This window comes from Bartonella sp. CL70QHWL, from assembly GCF_042194855.1.
Classification (GTDB): Bacteria; Pseudomonadota; Alphaproteobacteria; order Rhizobiales; family Rhizobiaceae; genus Bartonella.
This window is the reverse complement of the sequence record NZ_JBHINJ010000004.1, coordinates 99,229-115,040: the sequence shown is the minus strand read 5'-3', so window position 1 is coordinate 115,040 and position 15,812 is coordinate 99,229. Positions and strand designations below refer to the sequence as shown.

The following is a 15,812-nucleotide window of genomic DNA, read 5'->3' as shown; positions in this document are numbered from 1 at the left end:
AATGTTTAAAAAAATTGTTACTAAACTGTAGTGAAAAACTTATTTATTGGCTCTTAAGGATAATTTTTATACGAAATAAAATATACTGGTCATTTAAGCTCTAGAAAAATGGCGCCAAGTGTAGCATCCAATCTCGCATATTTACTTTGAAAAGTGAATACGCTACTGTTATATTGAATTTTATTAACCTATTGATTTATTATAATAATAAATATGAATAACATATTGAATATAGTAAAATTCTTTCATTGTAGATTTTGTCATGATGAAATAACCAAAACTATTCTTTTGCACATCATAAATGGAGTTTGTATAGATAAAACCTCTTTAAAAAAGAAGTAAAAATGCCTCTCATACCCTCTCAAATACAAAACCATAACTTTGAAAACTGAAAATAAAATGCATAGTGCCGGTTTTATGAAGGATAAAATTTTCTTTTATCTAAAATACGCTTTCTGCATACATGTTATCAAAATTCGTGGTTCCCAACTCATTTAAAATGCTTGGACAACTTTAAACCCTGTGCTTGATAATGTGATCCAACATCATGTCCATAAAGGGTTGATGGTCGATTAAGCATATGCTCATAGACCAAACGGCCAATAATTTGACCATGCTCTAAGATAAAAGGAACTTCATGGCTCCGCACTTCTAAAACCGCTCTTGCTCCTTTTCCACCCGCCTCCTTATGCCCAAATCCTGGATCAAAAAAGCCTGCATAATGCACCCTAAACTCACCAACTAAAGGATCAAAAGGAGTCATTTCTGCGGCATAAAGTGGAGGCACATGAACAGACTCTCGGGAAACTAAAATGTAAAATTCATCAGGATCAAGAACCAACTCCCTCTGACCACGATCAAAAAGAGGTTCCCAAAAATCTAAAACGTGGGCAACAGCACGTTTATCAATATCAATAACACTTGTATGATGTTTACCACGATAACCTATAAGCCCGTTTTCGTCTCCCTTTAAATTAATGGAAAGACCAATACCACCAACACTAATATTAGGAAAATCATCCGATATCAGTGTTTCTTGCCTTTGCAAAGTGTGCAACTCTATTTCATTTAAATAACTTTGCCCTTTTCTAAACCGAAGCTGTGATAAATGTGAGCCTGTATGCACCAAAATTGGAAATGTGCGTGGACTAATTTCCAAATAAAGTGGACCATGATAACCAGCACAAACTTTATCAAACTCCTGAGCATTATCCGTAATGACACGTGTAAAAATATCTAATCGGCCTGTAGAACTTTTGGGATTGGCAACAGCAGATAAAAATTCTGGTAACGCTAAACTTTCCAAAAGAGGAACAATATAAACACACCCCGTTTCCAAAACGGCTCCACCTCGTAAGTCAAACTCATGCAACTTTAACCGTTCAAGCTTATCCAAAACTTTTGTATTAGGGCCCGGCATAAAAGAAGCACGTATACGATAAGCCTTCTCCCCTAAACGAAGATCAAGGCTTGCTGGTTGTATTTGAGATCTATCAAATGGATACTGAGCCTTGAGAACGTTATTCTCAATCAAAGCTTGTATATCACTATCTGCTAAAATACCGCTTATACGCGCCATATATATTGCCTTCCCTTTTTACATTGTTTCTTTTTTGACCTAGATGATAAATCGGTGCAAGCTATTTTAAAGTGATAAAAACTATTTTTATGTTTTTTCCAACTGATTTGTTAACATAAAATAAAATAGGAGGTATTGTAAAAATAATACCTCTCAGCTCTCTTGTTCTTGAATGTCGCGCAAATGATGTTATCATAATTTTCTATAGAACCCTTAAGATTCCTGTTAGAATTTATTATGATTATACGCCATCTTAGCGAAAATATTATTAATCAAATCGCCGCCGGTGAAGTTATTGAACGACCAGCAAATGTTGTCAAAGAACTTGTTGAAAACGCTATTGATGCTGGTGCAACACGCATTGAAATTATTACAGCAAATGGTGGAAAAAATTTTATAAAGGTGAGTGATAATGGTTATGGAATTCCTGCAGATCAGTTAACTTTAGCAGTTTCTCGCCATTGTACCTCAAAGATTACCGATGACGTACACAATATCTGCTTCCTTGGATTTAGAGGAGAAGCCCTCCCCTCTATTGGTTCTGTTGCTAAACTTAAACTCATTTCACGAACAAAAGATGCTGAGAGCGCTGCTGAAATTTCCGTTACTGCAGGAAAAATTGTAGGACCCAAACCAGCTGCTGCAAATCTTGGAACAATTGTTGAAGTTCGTGATCTTTTCTTTGTCACGCCGGCACGATTAAAATTTATGAAAACTGATCGGGCTGAAACAAATGCTATTAGCGATATGATTAAGCGAATTGCTATTGCATTTCCACATATCCGCTTTTCTCTTTCAGGATTAGACAGAACATCTATGGAACTGTCTGCTACAGAAAATAATATTCAAGGACAATTACAACGTATTACGCAAATTATGGGAAAAGAATTTGCCCCTAATAGCATTGCGCTGAATGCTGAACGCGAAGCGGTGCGCTTAACAGGTTTTGCCTGTTTACCATCTTTCAACCGAAATAACAGCCTTCATCAATTTGCTTATGTTAATGGGCGTCCCGTGCGTGACAAGTTTCTATGGGGCGCTATCCGAGGTGCTTATGCTGATGTCATGACACGAGATCGTTATCCTGTCGCTATTCTTTTTATTGATCTCCCACCTGCTGAGGTAGATGTTAATGTTCACCCAGCCAAAGCTGATGTACGATTCCGTGATCCAGGATTAATTCGTGGTTTGATTGTTGGAGCTATTCGTGAAGCATTGCAGCAATCTGGTATTCGTCCTACCTCAACCCGTTCTGAAGCAATGCTTGCTGCATTTCAAACACAACAATCATTGGCACAACAATCATTGGCACAACAACCATTAGGCAATTTTAAGAACACGCACCTGTCCTCTTCTTACAGTTCACAGCCTCATCATTTTACCAGCGCTTCAATGGTCCAAAAACCATTGGATAGTACTAGCTCTTTTGATTTAAAAGAAGATGCCGCTCCTATTATGGAGGGCTTAAATACACCAAGTGGGGATGCATACATTCCAAGCACTACATCTTCATCAGAAGAGTTATCTTATCCATTAGGAGCGGCCAGAGCACAAATCCATAAAAACTATATTATCGCCCAAACACAAGATAGTTTGATCATTGTCGATCAGCATGCAGCTCACGAACGATTGGTTTATGAAGCACTCAAAAATGCACTTTATTCCAAACCGCTTCCTTCACAGTTATTACTTATTCCTGAAATTGTAGAACTCTCTGAAGAGGATGCAACATGTCTTTTAACGCATAAAGATGCTTTGCAAAAATTTGGATTAGGAATAGAACCATTTGGACCAGGAGCAATTGTTGTGCGTGAAACACCTTCCATGTTAGGAGAAATCAACGTCCAAGCCCTTATTAAAGATCTCGCAGATGAGGCCGCTGAGTATGATACAACAAATAATTTAAAAGAAATGCTTGATTATGTTGCAGCAACGATGGCCTGTCACGGCTCAATACGGTCAGGGCGCCTTTTACGCCCCGAAGAAATGAACACACTATTACGGCAAATGGAGGCAATACCTAATACAAGTACATGTAATCATGGACGCCCTACTTATATTGAACTCAAATTGGCAGATATAGAACGGCTTTTTGGCAGAAAATAAACTCTTCATCATTTTGACAAGAAAAATATTTTTAAATTAACTCTCGACTTTATAATATATTTTATGGCACTTTTCTTGAATCTCTTGTATCAAGCAAAAAGGAGTTATAATGTTTTCCGATAGTGAACGCGAAGCAAAAATTCATTATTCTAATAACGGATATGACATTATAGAATATGGTACCTATACTATTTGTGCTGTTAGCGGGCAAAAAATCCCTATAGATGATTTAAAATATTGGAATCATCACCGCCAAGAAGCATATGCTAGTTGTGAAATCTCCTATCAACGTGAACTTGAGTGCAACCCATATCTCAAGCAATTGTTAAAAACAAAAGAAAAATAAGCCTTTGAAAGCTATAAATTTAGCCTTTGCCTTTTAGACAAGAAAACTCAAGGGAACGTTTTCTAAAGCGGGACATGACCTCCTCAAGAACCATGCGACAGAAGTCTTTTTGAACAAAATCGACATTCACATCAAAGACAATAAGATTTTTCAAATCTTTTTGCGTGTGAATTGTCTGTATACGGGTATAATCTTTAGCTGTTGTTGCGAGCCATAAATTGTGCATTTTAGCCTTTTGTATAAGGCTTTTTAAATTTTCATCTGTGAAAAAATAGTGGTCTGGATATATGTAAGTTTGCACCACATGACCAGACAATTCTTTAATAGATTTAAAAAATTTATCTGGATTGCCAATACCGGCAAATGCCAAAAATGATTTTCCTGAAACCTCATCAGAAGCACTGGCTTTAAGATGAGCACGATATAAAGGCTTTCCAGTACGCGAAACAAGAAAAGCAACATTATCAGGCATATCGGAGTGACCAATCAATAAAACACTATCCATAAAAGAAAACTGCGTTTTTAATGGTACGCGCAAAGGTCCTGCTGGAAAGACAGCTCCATTACCAAAACCGCGCATCGCATCAACAACGAGTAACGCATAATCCATATAAAGACGGCGACTTTGAAATCCATCATCCATTAAAATAAGATTACATCCCTCTTGCTTAAGCCGTTGCGCCGCTGCATAACGATTAGGTGATACAGCTACAAAAGCATGCCGTGCAAGTAAAAGTGCCTCATCTCCAACATTGTGTGGAGTATCATATTTCTCATTTACAAGATGTACCCCTTTAACTGATCCACCATAACCACGAGATACAATACCAGGTACAAAACCAAGTTCTTTAGCCACCTTGGTAAAAGCAATAACAACCGGCGTTTTACCCGCACCACCACATGTAAAATTTCCAATACACAAAACAGGCAGATTAATCACGGGAGGCTGTCTTGCCATAAAACGACTTGAAAAATAACCATACCCCCATGAAACTGGGGCTAATACAAAACGCAAAAAGCTTTTATTTTTCCACCAAAAATGGGGGGCGCTAATATGCATATCTACCCTGACGCTGACGTAAACCTGTTTGTATTACAAGGGGTTGTAAAAATGGATCTAAAATCTTTAATGTGCGCTCAAGTGCACCTGCCATACCTGTCGCCACTTCATGAGCCTTATCAACCATTTCTTGTCGCAATGTTTCATTTGTTAAAAGCTTATACACCTGAATAGCAAGCTGTTTTGTATCTTGAACCATATATGCTGCATCATGCGTTAGAAATTGTTTGAACATCTCTTGAAAATTTGAAACATGGGGCCCTGTCAAAATAGCGGAACCAAGTAAAGCCAATTCCAATGGATTGTGTCCACCATTTCCACATAACGATTTACCAACGAAAGAAACTTTCGATAAGCGAAGAAAAAGCCCCATTTCTCCAATGGTATCTCCCCATAAAATATCGGTATTCATGCTTGGAACAGCATCTCTACTCCTACGAATAAAACTTAACCCCTTATTATCGCATTTTCTGATAAGATCTTCTGAACGTTCAGGATGACGAGGCACAATAATTGTCAATAAATCTGGCAAATAATTTTTAACAATCTTATGGACCTCAAAAGCAATCTCCTCTTCCCCTTCATGCGTTGAAACAGCTGCCCAAACTGGGCGATTGCCGATAGCATTACGATAACGTGCAAGCAATGCTTGATTTTCAACCAGAAAAACATCAGCCTTGAGATTACCAGAAAACGTAACAGATTTTACGCCAAGTTTATGGTAATAAGCTACATCTCTTTCGTTTTGACCAATCGCCAAATCAATATCCTTAAAAATATGTTTGGCAAGAACGCGTCGTTTTTGCCAAGCTTTAAAAGAACGTTCAGACATATGGGCATTAACCAAAATCTGCGGAATACGCATTTTTGCAAGTTCTTTAATACGAAGGGGCCAAATTTCTGATTCACAAATCAAGACGAGATCAGGCTTCCAATGACTAATAAAACGGCGCACTGCAAAATCTAAATCCAAAGGAGCATATTGATGAATCAACCTATTACCAAAATGTTTTTTCACAAGAGTAGAAGAGGTCACAGTCCCTGTTGTCATTAATACATTGATTTTCAATGATAAAATATAATTTACAAGTGGAAAAAGTGCAAGTGTTTCTCCAACACTTGCTGCATGCAACCAAACTAATGAACCTTGGGGGCGTACATGAGAACTTTTACCTAAACGCTCTTTTTTGCGACACCACTCTTCTTTTCCACGAATAGCACGAAAGAACAAATAAAAAGGAATAACAGGACATAAGCAAAAACCAATTATCCGATAGCTTAAAAGAGCCGTATGTGCCTTTAATTCTACCATTTAAAATCACCTCATCCAGCTATTTTAAGATATCTATATGCTTATTTTGTTAAAAAATTCATCAACACTAGTGGTTGCTTCCGTATTTTTTTAATATCATCCATATCTTAAATAAAAAACGCTTAATCCATGAGAAAATTCAATATATAAAGGACAAAAAATGCAATTTTATCACCATATTTTTTTTAAAACTTTCCTATAAAAATAACATATACACATTATTTAAATCTCTTTTAATTAAATTTTATCACTTCATTCTGCACCCTATAAAAATCTTACTCAAAAATAACAAAACTATTTTTCAATCAATTATAATTTTGAAAATATAAATGATAAATACCATACAACCTATGACATATTTTTTCAGCTCACTGAATAAATACTTCTTATGATTTTAGTGAGGCTTTGAATTGTACACGTTGGTATTTTAGAGAAAAAAACTTATTTTTACATATGTTAGGTATTGTCAATTTTTCAAAAAATAATCCATATAGACATTACAACCTAATATAAATAAAATATGTTTAAAAGGAAGCTCAATCTCTATTGTTTCATTTCAATAAAATGAATATGTCAAACAAATCTTTAAAAAAAACTTTTGAATGGTATAGAGTTCTCATTTTAAATTGTGATATCATCTCTTAAAGGTAATCCAGAAAAATCTAATCTTGTTTAATAGAGAATTTCTTAAAAGTCTTACAGCAATTTAAATAAGAGTTTTCAAAATTTTAAATCCTCTCTTTTCAGGAGGTTGCATGATATCTTATTCCTTTTAAGATTGTATATAATCAACACAAAATGACTAACTTATAGATTGTAGTTTTAAACGAGTACTCAAGAAGCCCTTATGAGGTAAGTTAACTTTATAAATCTATTCAGTTTCTCTAAGTTTCTAATTTTGGTAAGTTTCTAACAACTTTCATGGTTTCTAAGCTTATAGTAATAACTCGTTGAAAAAATTCCAATGGATAAGTAGGGAGTGCTAATAATCTCAATAGAGTAGTAATTCGTATCATTAATAATGCTACTCTTTGTATTAATCTTAACGCATTAATGTCTCATACCCATTCAAGAGCAGAGCGACTATTCACAATATAATCATAAACTTCGAGTGATCGCTGTCATGATAATATTGCTGTTGCAAATAGGTTGATAGAACTGTCTTGCATTTTTATTAAGCGCAAAGATGGTGGTGCAACAATGGATTTTATACCTTGCACGAACACTATTATGAAATGGGTTTGGGTGCCTTGAGAGATGTTTTTTTTAAGAAAACATATGAATTTTAAACAACAAGCATATTCTTTTTTACGACGTTCTATTTTACTCGAAGAAAGTACCTATGAAAAGGACGACTAAACAAAAGCGTGCAGCAATCTACAGGCTATAATAACCAAATATTCAAGCTTTATTCTGCATCGCCTAACTCAGCATCAAGAAACTGATGCAAATCTACAATGTAATAACGTTGTAATGCATTATCTACACTGCTTTGCGCTTTTGCCTGCCATGCTTCTTGAGCGGATTTATAATCTGAGAAAATACCAACCACATCTAAATCATCGGGATTCTTGAATTGATTACTGTTAAGATTTTTTAATTCCCCACCAAATACAAGATGTAAATATTGTTTTTTTTCGTTGGTTTCAGTCATATGTGCCTCTATATTATTTAGATTATTTTAGCATGCTTTTACGTGATTAAACTAACTTTGTTTGACGAACAACATCTATCATATCTTGACAGCAATTATTTTTACCAGCAATTAAAAGTCCATATTGGTAAGGTTCAATTCCATAAGATAGTAAAGAAGCATCAAGCGATAAAAAACACCCTCCACACTCCTGCAAAATAAGATCAGCAGCGGCAATATCCCATTCATGACAATTTGGACGAACTAATACGATATCAATTTCATCTTGAGCAACAAGAACAATACGATAAGCAAGAGAAGGAAGATAATGGTAAAGACTAACTTGATTGAGGAAATCATCTGGTAATTTTTGTGCGAGCGATTTATCAAGTGAAATTTTATATTTTCGATGAACCTGAAAGGCTAAACGAGGAAGTTTTATCCCATTTAATGTTGCCCCTCCACCCGTTACAGCTGTATAAACATCTCCTTGAGCCGGACATTGTAGTACGCCCACAATAGGACGCCCATTCTCAATAATGGCAACCGAAATACACCAATAAGGACTGCCAGAAAGAAAACCACGCGTTCCATCAATAGGATCAACAACAAAAGAGCGCTCATAATAATCTTGTTTTTCTCGATTATCTTTTGTTTCTTCTGAAATCCATCCATAATTTGGACGTGCCCCTAGAAGCTTCTCTTTCAAGAAATGATCAACAGCAAAATCTGCTTCACTGACCGGGGAATTACCTTCTTTAATCCAGACATCCAACGTGCATCCAAAATACCGCATTGCTAAATCTCCTGCCTCTCGACAAACGTCACGCAAAAGATTTAAATCAGAAGAATGATGCGTATTATTTTCCTGCAAGTGTCATCCCTTCAATTAATAATGTTGGAGCTGCTGTACCATAACGCCGATCAATATCATTGGCAGGTGTTAAATGTGCTAACATATGAAGCAAATCAGAGCCTAGCGTTACTTCACTCACCGGATAAGCAATTTCACCATTTTCAATCCAAAAACCGGAAGCCCCACGACTATACTGACCAGTAATAAAATCAATGCCATGACCGAATAATTCGGTCACATAAAATCCATTTCGCAAATCTTTTATCATATCGCAAGGCGATACCAAACCCGGTTCAATAGCAAAATTTGTACTGGTCGGCTGCACTAATGATGCTGAACGCACACCATGTCCATTTGTTTTAAGTCCCAGTTCACGTGCTGTAGATGATGAAAGAAGCCAATTTTTTAAAATACCATTTTCAATAATATTGAGTGTTTGTCCCTCTACCCCTTCTCCATCAAAAGGATGAGAAGCATTTCCACGTAATCGCAAAGGTTGATCGGTTACATTAACATTAGGCTTCATCACTTCCTTACCTAAGAAATTCTGTAAAAGACTCGTTTTTCGAGCCACAGAGGCTCCATTGACCATAGATGCGATATGCCCTGCAATTCCACGAGCCGTACGCGGATTAAAAATAACATCAACGCCCCCAGTTGCCGCACGAACTGCACCCAAACGTCGAACTGCACCAAGCCCTGCATTCTTTCCCACAGTTTCTGCTGCCTCTAAATCAGAAAAATGTAAGGCTGTTGTATAATCATAATCCCGCTCCATCTGTGTTCCTTCACCTGCAAGAGCACTACAAGAACGTGAAAAACAACTTGAGCGATAGGCTCCACAAAAACCATCGCTGGTCACAAGAATAAACCCACTACGGCCATAAGCTGTTGCAGCGCCACCAGAATTGCTTACACCTTTAATATCAAGAGCTGCTGCCTCCGTTTTTAAAGCATCTTCTGTTAAAAAATGACTGCTAGGTACAAAATCATCAAAAAGATCAAGATCTTTAGGATGCTTAACCAAACACTCTTTATCTGCCAAACCTTCAAATAAACTATCGGGAGAAGCTTTAGCCATCGCAACAGCACGTTCCGCAAGTTCTTGCGGATAAGATCCTAAATTAGCAGAAACACTTGCTACTTTTTTTCCAACAAAAACCCTTAGAGTAAAATCATTGCTCTCTGCTGCTTCTGTCGATTCAACTTTCCCAAAACGAACTGATACACTGGTAGAATGAGCATGAACAATAACAGCATCAGCAGCATCTGCCCCAGAACGCCTTGCTGCTTCAACCAGCGAAACTGCTTTCTCAATCTGGTTTTTGTCAGTCATCATAGACTCCCTAAAATATTTTATTATTTACATTGATAAGCATTCTGACAAATTTATACAAATCAGAATATAACTCTTGTGTGTTTATTCATAAGATTATGCATATTTCATGCATTCTTTTTTTTAATGCATTAAATCATTTCCCTTTTAGCTTCTTTATGAAAAGACGTAATATGCTGTATATGCCGTAAAATCTCTTTAGTTTCAAGATTTCTCATGGGCCCTTATCATTTTAGATAATCCAATCTGTACTGACAATCAAATCAACCGAAAATTTGGCAATTAACAAAAGGCCTAACAATAACATTTGAATTTAAGCCAAAATCCTCAAAAATTCGAAAAGTATAAAATGACTTAAGTCACAAGCCTTATGTCCTCTGGATAGTCAAATAACTTCCTTCATTCCTATAGCATTCTTTAATTTCCAAGCAAGAATCAAGAAAATGCCTTATATTTGTGTATACTTCTTTGCTTCTATAAACTCTCTCATAATAAGATGGCAATCTTGTAAACAAAAAAATATAAACGGAATAAAAAAATTTTTCTTGCGTTATTGCTTCAACAAAATGAGCAGTCATTAGCTTCTTTATTCTCATAAGCGTGATATCACAAAGAACTCATTTTTTATATTTATCAGAAATAAGTTATAATCATAACATTCTCTCTCGTTTCTAATGCGTCTAATCAAGAGCATCTCATTTTTCATGCCTCATCCTTAACTGGTTATTTTGTTACTAAACAGATATAACTTAATAGACTCTTTTTCCTGAAACAAAAATCCCAAAATACTGGATAGATTTTGATTTAAGAACTACACTCCTTCCTCTTTTCCTTCCATTAAAAAATAAAGAAGCGTAATATTGTTATAAAACGATAATCAATAAAACTTTTATATAAAACTCAATGTTGTATCTATTGTTCAATTCAATCTACAATAAGCATATTCTTCCAATTAATTTGGGCAAGTTTATCGCTCATAATTGTTTTAATAGATACAAAAATATTTGCAGAAACTGGGATATCTGTGCGCATTTTAAAAAATCGCTTTTTAAACATTTAAACCAAATACATACAACGATACGAGATTAATTTTTACGAAAATTAAGGGAGGTTTTATTTTATCATCTAGAGCCTTTTAGAACTGCACTCTCTAGAAAAGTAATCAAAGAAATTATCTGTTCTTATAATCTTTTAATCAAAAAAACACTTTGATTTATAATCATAATTGATCATTTTGTAATTTGCATAAAAGAATCAAATATCATTAAATTTTCTCCGTTTCGAACCTATTCATGTTGAATCAATCACAACTATTTGCGAGCATATCATCAGTAAGGGGCGTATGAATAAAAACTATTTAAGAAGGAGTCAAAATGTCTTTTATGAATGCTCTCAAATCAAAAACTATCGCAACATTAGAAACTGGCAAATATCATGACAATATCAACCTACAGATTCACAAGAGCAGAAATAAGCTTCTACAACTTTCTTTATTTTCAGTAAAAATGCGCGCCTTATAAGCTTTTATATATTGAATAAAATTCAATGGCTTTTATAAGATCTTTGGTGCAAAATTAATTTTCTCAGATGATTTGACACGATTTCAACGACTAACTAAAAAACAGATCATAGCTCATCGATTTGCTATATACTCATAACTGATTTCATTCTAACAAGGCTAAGATTTCTGCACCTTTTTTAAGGTATTAACTTCTTTATAAATGCCCCCCTTACGAGATGCTTTTGTTTTCAGTAAGAGCACGTCTGCTCATTTCAATCATTGCATCGCGAAGATGTAACTTAATTTTTGACCCAATAATCATTCCAAAGAAAGGAGAAAATAAACCAGACATGGTTACAGTATGACGAATTTTGTTATTTGAAGAACCCGATTTTGTTGAACAAATATATTCATGATTAAAACTCATACGTGTAAAAGGAAGTTTAGCATAATCAGAAAAACAAACATTTTTTATAACTTTATCAAGTGTAAAAGTTACTGTAGGTCCCTTTTTAGGTTTCATGCGTCCTATAGCGCCTTCTTTGAAAGGACCAGAAAGTTCTACCCACTCAAGTTCACTATCCCAGCAAGGCCATGATGCCACATCTTCCCATATAGCCCAAATTTGCTCAGCACTTGCTTCTGTATTAATCTCTTCACTATATATCCAATTAAACACGATAATCTCCCCTTTTTTACAAATTACTTATCTTTAGTGATAAAGAATAATATAAAAAAGTATCCTTAAAGCTGCACAACGATAAGATACTTAATACTCTCAGATTTACTTAATATGTAATGATTAACTCAACAAGCGATATTACTAAACTAAACACACAAATATTCAGGATAAATGAACACTATTGTCTACCTTAAATAAAAAATATCTGTTTTAAGTTTAGACAATAGCAAAAATAGAAGTTACGCATCATATAAGATATCAATGCAGACTGCATAGCTTAAAGCTTTCAACTGCTGATGAAATGTGATGATTAAGGTATGGCAGAAAGAAATTAGATAAAAAAGATCATAACTATTATCGAGGAATATATATCCTATTGGAGAAAAAACATCCTTCTGTATTAAAGCTAATAAAAATTCATCAATTCCTTTAACATTAGAATCTTTTATTGATTTTCTGCTTAACCTTTTAAAAACCATATAAAATGAAGAAAACTGTGAAGAAGCATTTTTTCATCCTATCGGATAAAAACAAGAACTTTCTCAAGATGTAAGCGATCGTAATTTATAGAGACGTATTGCTGTCTCACCATAAAACCGCTCATCATCTAAATAAAAGACATCAGGTAAATGAATCATTGTATCTTTCTTTTCTTCAAGTATGAAGAGTGTATCAGCTTTTGCCCACCCCCCTCGCAAAGCTTCTACGAAAGCACGTTCACCTAAACAACGGCTATAGGGAGGATCAGCGCAGATAACATCAAATGGAAGCATTGTGCCAATATTGCCAAGTTTGGTCGCATCACGACGCAAAATCCGTCCTATCGACTGTAATTCAAAGGCTTCTATATTTTTTTGAAGCAACCCACGCCCCTCAACCGAGTTTTCAACAAAAACAGCCGCCTTTGCTCCACGCGAAAGTGCTTCGATGCCTAAAGCACCAGTACCAGCAAAAAGATCAAGAATGCGTTTATTGATCCAAAATTCTTCTTCACGGCTAGAAAGAATATTAAAAAGGCTTTCACGTGTACGATCACTCGTTGGGCGAATCGACTGATTAACAGGCGAAAACAAAACACGCCCAGCAAATTTACCGCCTATGATCCGCACGTGGACCTCCAAATCGCTTCGAAGTTTTTGCACCGTCCCTATGTGGTTTAGATTTTTTCATAGCACCACCAAACGATTTTTTCTTTCTCTCAAAAGAATGTTCATCATGACCACCTTTTATCATGTTCTCTTTATCCTTTAAAAAGCGATCTTTCTTACCAAAGGGGTGCGTCTCATCATAAGATGTTTTGCCACGTTTTTGAACAAAACTTCCCCTCTTCTCTTTGTGTGACGGACTTTCTTTTAGTTTTTCCTTGCCTCGATGAAAGGATTTTTTACCATCCAAACCGCTCTTATGATCATGCGATTTCTCCTCACTATAGGAAGGCTTTCTACGTGCACTCTGGGGACGCGCACCAGGAGCCATCCAAACATTAGCACGGCGAGAACGCGGTAAAAAACGCTCTGCTTTTCCTTCTTCACTTTTCTCCTTCTTTACATTCTCATGAGACTTTGTACTTAATTGCGCGCGACTATGTTCAACAGAACCATCTCTTGGTCGGCGTCGTATCGCCCTTTCACTTGAGAAAACCCAACCATCATTTGCAACAGAAAGATCTTTCTGGCTTTGCTTTTCTGCAACAACTGCAGAATTTGAAAAGGGTTTCAGAATAGGAGCATCAAAATCTGCATTGGCTTGCATAATCAAACGCTCCCCCAACTGATCTCGTAACATCCGCCCTTTTAACTCTTGCACGGCTCCTTCTTCTAAATCAGAGAGATGAAATGGACCATAGGATACACGGATTAATCGATTAACTGATAATCCCAATGCCCCTAAAACATTCTTTATTTCACGATTTTTTCCTTCACGCAACGCAACAGAAAGCCATACATTCGACCCTTGTTCACGTTCAATTGATGCTTCAATCGAACCATAAAAAATACCATTAATCGCAATACCATTTTTAAGGTTATCCAGCGCACTCTGTTTTACTCTTCCATGAGCACGGACGCGATATTTGCGGACCCACCCCGTTACAGGAAGCTCTAATACACGCGCTAAGCCACCATCATTGGTTAAAAGCAAAAGCCCTTCCGTGTTAATGTCAAGCCTTCCAACAGAAAGAACACGCGGCATTCCTTTTGGTAAATTACTAAATACTGTAGGTCTGCCTTCAGGATCACGGTTCGTGGTGACAAGACCTGCTGGCTTATGGTAAAGCCATAAACGCGTTCGTTCTATAGGAGGTAAAGGTTTGCCATCAACTTTAATAACATCAGAGCGGCTAACATTAAAAGCAGGCGTTGTCACGACTTTACCATTCACAGAAATACGACCTGCAACAATCATCATTTCTGCATCTCGACGCGAAGCAATACCAGCACGCGCTAACCTTTTAGCAATTCGTTCACTCTCATTATTTTCATTCATTTGCGTTTCAAACCAATCTTTGCAAGTATGTTCAGAAAATTATTCACATGCACCATACCGCTTATCCTGAAAAATGAAGTAGCATAATCATTTATCATTTTCTATCCTTTAACGACAATAATGTATCTGCCGACTTGCAAGTTTGTTTTAAACTCTTAAAAAAAATAGAGGTATTCTTTTCATTATAAAAGCGTAATAAATTATTCATTCTATAGCATTCCTTATCGAGATAACCTTTAGATTTTCTATACCTTCAGTAGAAAGAATATTATGACTTTGACGCCCATGGAAATAGCCCTTTTAGAAGCACAAGAGGCTGCAAAAAAAGATGAAGTTCCCGTAGGTGCTGTCATTACACGTGGAAAAGCTATTATTGCACGCGCTGGTAACTTTATAAAATCTGCATATGACCCTACAGGACACGCAGAAATACGCGCAATCCGTATGGCTTGCGAAACATTGCAAAACGAAAGGCTTCCTGATTGCGATCTTTATGTAACACTTGAGCCTTGTGCTATGTGTGCTGCTGCCATTTCATTTGCACGCATACGTCGTCTCTATTACGCAACAAATGATCCCAAAGGGGGTGCTATAGAAAATGGTCCACGTTTTTATCAGCAACCAACCTGTCATCACAAACCTGAGATTTATTCTGGTTTTAAAGAAAAAGAAGCTGCTCAATTACTTAAAGATTTTTTTGTACAAAAGCGATACTAAAAACAATTCTTCTTCCATAACTTTCACTCTTAAAAAACTATTAATTCTTCTGACATATATAGTAAAAGCTATTTCAAAGCATTTTTCTCTCTTTTAATCCTGCATATTGCTTCTATTAGATGATACATTCATTCATAAGAATAATTCATTATTTTGTATAATAAAATATAAATTCCAACATATCATAGATATACTCTCTT

13 protein-coding genes are annotated in these 15,812 nt (G+C 35.9%); 4 read left to right on the top strand and 9 right to left on the bottom strand.

The window, feature by feature from the left end:
* Positions 1–490: 490 nt before the first annotated feature.
* Complete coding sequence (locus ACFIJZ_RS03280) at positions 491–1,579, bottom strand: 2'-deoxycytidine 5'-triphosphate deaminase (protein WP_375631036.1); 1,089 nt, start codon at positions 1,577–1,579, stop codon at positions 491–493.
* Positions 1,580–1,816: 237 nt separating this feature from the next.
* Between ACFIJZ_RS03280 and mutL the strand changes: the two genes are divergently transcribed.
* Together mutL and ACFIJZ_RS03270 are read left to right on the top strand one after the other, a co-directional pair.
* Positions 1,817–3,685 carry a DNA mismatch repair endonuclease MutL gene (gene mutL, locus ACFIJZ_RS03275; protein WP_375631035.1) on the top strand — a complete coding sequence of 623 codons (1,869 nt, stop codon included), beginning with the start codon at positions 1,817–1,819 and terminating at the stop codon, positions 3,683–3,685.
* Between the two features lie 109 nt (positions 3,686–3,794).
* Complete coding sequence (locus ACFIJZ_RS03270) at positions 3,795–4,031, top strand: DUF2093 domain-containing protein (protein WP_273787833.1); 237 nt, start codon at positions 3,795–3,797, stop codon at positions 4,029–4,031.
* Between the two features lie 19 nt (positions 4,032–4,050).
* Here ACFIJZ_RS03270 and lpxK read toward each other — a convergent pair whose 3' ends face one another.
* The 5 genes from lpxK to ACFIJZ_RS03245 all read right to left on the bottom strand — a co-directional run bounded on the left by lpxK (position 4,051) and on the right by ACFIJZ_RS03245 (position 10,228).
* Positions 4,051–5,091, bottom strand: a complete 1,041-nt coding sequence (lpxK, locus tag ACFIJZ_RS03265) for a tetraacyldisaccharide 4'-kinase (RefSeq protein ID WP_375631034.1) — start codon at positions 5,089–5,091, stop codon at positions 4,051–4,053.
* The gene (gene waaA, locus ACFIJZ_RS03260) at positions 5,081–6,403 is read right to left on the bottom strand and encodes a lipid IV(A) 3-deoxy-D-manno-octulosonic acid transferase (protein ID WP_375631033.1); all 1,323 of its coding nucleotides are present in this window, start codon (positions 6,401–6,403) and stop codon (positions 5,081–5,083) included. Before waaA ends, lpxK begins: the two co-directional genes overlap by 11 nt.
* A gap of 1,408 nt (positions 6,404–7,811) precedes the next feature.
* A complete protein-coding gene (locus ACFIJZ_RS03255) occupies positions 7,812–8,057 on the bottom strand; it encodes a DUF4170 domain-containing protein (RefSeq protein WP_273790423.1) in 246 nt (81 codons plus the stop codon).
* Between the two features lie 46 nt (positions 8,058–8,103).
* The gene (locus ACFIJZ_RS03250; RefSeq protein ID WP_273790422.1) at positions 8,104–8,910 is read right to left on the bottom strand and encodes a 3'(2'),5'-bisphosphate nucleotidase CysQ; all 807 of its coding nucleotides are present in this window, start codon (positions 8,908–8,910) and stop codon (positions 8,104–8,106) included.
* Positions 8,897–10,228 carry a TldD/PmbA family protein gene (locus tag ACFIJZ_RS03245; protein WP_273790421.1) on the bottom strand — a complete coding sequence of 444 codons (1,332 nt, stop codon included), beginning with the start codon at positions 10,226–10,228 and terminating at the stop codon, positions 8,897–8,899. Before ACFIJZ_RS03245 ends, ACFIJZ_RS03250 begins: the two co-directional genes overlap by 14 nt.
* 1,373 nt (positions 10,229–11,601) lie before the next feature.
* Between ACFIJZ_RS03245 and ACFIJZ_RS03240 the strand changes: the two genes are divergently transcribed.
* On the top strand, positions 11,602–11,748 hold the full coding sequence (locus ACFIJZ_RS03240) for a hypothetical protein (RefSeq protein ID WP_273790420.1): 147 nt from the start codon (positions 11,602–11,604) through the stop codon (positions 11,746–11,748).
* A gap of 210 nt (positions 11,749–11,958) precedes the next feature.
* On the opposite strand, the gene ACFIJZ_RS03235 is transcribed toward ACFIJZ_RS03240, so the two are convergent.
* From ACFIJZ_RS03235 to ACFIJZ_RS03225, 3 genes are all read right to left on the bottom strand, one after another.
* Positions 11,959–12,408 (bottom strand): hypothetical protein, encoded by a 450-nt coding sequence (locus ACFIJZ_RS03235; RefSeq protein WP_375631032.1) that lies wholly within the window; start codon positions 12,406–12,408, stop codon positions 11,959–11,961.
* 545 nt (positions 12,409–12,953) lie between these two features.
* The gene (gene rsmD / locus ACFIJZ_RS03230; protein ID WP_375631031.1) at positions 12,954–13,520 is read right to left on the bottom strand and encodes a 16S rRNA (guanine(966)-N(2))-methyltransferase RsmD; all 567 of its coding nucleotides are present in this window, start codon (positions 13,518–13,520) and stop codon (positions 12,954–12,956) included.
* Entirely contained in the window at positions 13,501–14,895 is a 1,395-nt protein-coding gene (locus ACFIJZ_RS03225) for a pseudouridine synthase (RefSeq protein WP_375631030.1), read from the bottom strand. The genes rsmD and ACFIJZ_RS03225 overlap by 20 nt, the downstream gene beginning before the upstream one ends.
* Before the next feature lie 270 nt (positions 14,896–15,165).
* On the opposite strand from ACFIJZ_RS03225, the gene ACFIJZ_RS03220 reads away from it, so the two are divergent.
* The gene (locus ACFIJZ_RS03220; RefSeq protein ID WP_273790416.1) at positions 15,166–15,612 is read left to right on the top strand and encodes a nucleoside deaminase; all 447 of its coding nucleotides are present in this window, start codon (positions 15,166–15,168) and stop codon (positions 15,610–15,612) included.
* The last annotated feature ends 200 nt before the right edge of the window (positions 15,613–15,812 follow it).

Coding starts and splice junctions, on each gene's coding strand:
- ACFIJZ_RS03280 (WP_375631036.1), bottom strand. CDS start 1,579: ATGGCGCGTATAAGCGGTATTTTAGCAGATAGTGATATACAAGCTTTG.
- mutL (WP_375631035.1), top strand. CDS start 1,817: ATGATTATACGCCATCTTAGCGAAAATATTATTAATCAAATCGCCGCC.
- ACFIJZ_RS03270 (WP_273787833.1), top strand. CDS start 3,795: ATGTTTTCCGATAGTGAACGCGAAGCAAAAATTCATTATTCTAATAAC.
- lpxK (WP_375631034.1), bottom strand. CDS start 5,091: ATGCATATTAGCGCCCCCCATTTTTGGTGGAAAAATAAAAGCTTTTTG.
- waaA (WP_375631033.1), bottom strand. CDS start 6,403: ATGGTAGAATTAAAGGCACATACGGCTCTTTTAAGCTATCGGATAATT.
- ACFIJZ_RS03255 (WP_273790423.1), bottom strand. CDS start 8,057: ATGACTGAAACCAACGAAAAAAAACAATATTTACATCTTGTATTTGGT.
- ACFIJZ_RS03245 (WP_273790421.1), bottom strand. CDS start 10,228: ATGACTGACAAAAACCAGATTGAGAAAGCAGTTTCGCTGGTTGAAGCA.
- ACFIJZ_RS03240 (WP_273790420.1), top strand. CDS start 11,602: ATGTCTTTTATGAATGCTCTCAAATCAAAAACTATCGCAACATTAGAA.
- ACFIJZ_RS03225 (WP_375631030.1), bottom strand. CDS start 14,895: ATGAATGAAAATAATGAGAGTGAACGAATTGCTAAAAGGTTAGCGCGT.
- ACFIJZ_RS03220 (WP_273790416.1), top strand. CDS start 15,166: ATGACTTTGACGCCCATGGAAATAGCCCTTTTAGAAGCACAAGAGGCT.